Origin of the sequence: Ornithinibacter sp. (genome assembly GCF_035443565.1) — a bacterium.
In the GTDB taxonomy this organism is placed as follows: domain Bacteria; phylum Actinomycetota; class Actinomycetes; order Actinomycetales; family Dermatophilaceae; genus Fodinibacter.
Map to the genome: position 1 here is coordinate 1 of NZ_DAORSO010000439.1, position 1,048 is coordinate 1,048.

Genomic DNA, 1,048 nt, shown 5'->3' on the forward strand with positions numbered 1-1,048 from the left:
TCGAGGGTCCGTGGACCCCGACGCCGACGACGTGGGACAACAGCTACTTCGAGACGCTGTTCAACTACGAGTGGGACCTCGCCAAGAGCCCGGCCGGCGCGTGGCAGTGGGTGCCCACCGACCCCGCCGCCAAGGATGCCGTCCCCGACCCGCACGACCCGACCAAGCGGACCGCTCCGGTCATGCTCACCACGGACCTCGCCCTGCGGATGGACCCGGCCTACGAGAAGATCTCGCGGCACTTCCTGGAGAACCCCGACGCGTTCGCCGACGCGTTCGCCCGCGCGTGGTTCAAGCTGACCCACCGCGACATGGGCCCGATCGAGCGCTACCTCGGCCCACTGGTGCCGCAGGAGGAGCTCATCTGGCAGGACCCGGTGCCCGCCGTCGACCACGAGCTCGTCGATGCTCACGACGTGGCCGAGCTCAAGGCGCGCATCCTCGCCAGCGACCTCACCGTCTCCCAGCTGGTCGCCACCGCCTGGGCGTCGGCCTCGACGTTCCGCGGCAGCGACAAGCGCGGTGGCGCGAACGGTGCCCGCATCCGCCTGGCCCCGCAGAACGGCTGGGACGTCAACGACCCGGCGCAGCTCGCGACGGTCATCAGCGCCCTCGAGGGCATCCAGGCCGAGTTCAACGGCGCCCAGACCGGCGGCAAGAAGATCTCGCTGGCCGACCTCATCGTCCTCGGCGGCACGGCCGCGGTCGAGCAGGCTGCCCGCAACGCCGGCCACGAGGTGGCTGTCCGCTTCACGCCGGGCCGCACCGACGCCACGCAGGAGCAGACCGACGTCGACTCGTTCGCCGTGCTCGAGCCCAGCGCAGACGGCTTCCGCAACTACGCGGGCAAGGGTCACCGCCTCGGCGCGGAGTTCCTGCTCGTCGACCGCGCGAACCTGCTCAACCTCAGCGCCCCGGAGATGACCGTGCTCGTCGGTGGTCTGCGCGTGCTGGGGGCGAACACGCAGGGGTCCTCACTCGGCGTGTTCACCACGAACACGGGGTCGCTCAGCAACGACTTCTTCGTCAACCTGCTCGACCAGAGCAC

The 1,048-nt window shown here is 70.4% G+C and carries 1 protein-coding gene; it reads left to right on the forward strand.

Going from position 1 to position 1,048, the window contains the following annotated elements:
- Positions 1–1,048: peroxidase family protein (locus PLL68_RS15800; RefSeq protein ID WP_324535732.1), on the forward strand; the 1,048-nt coding region annotated here is incomplete at both ends.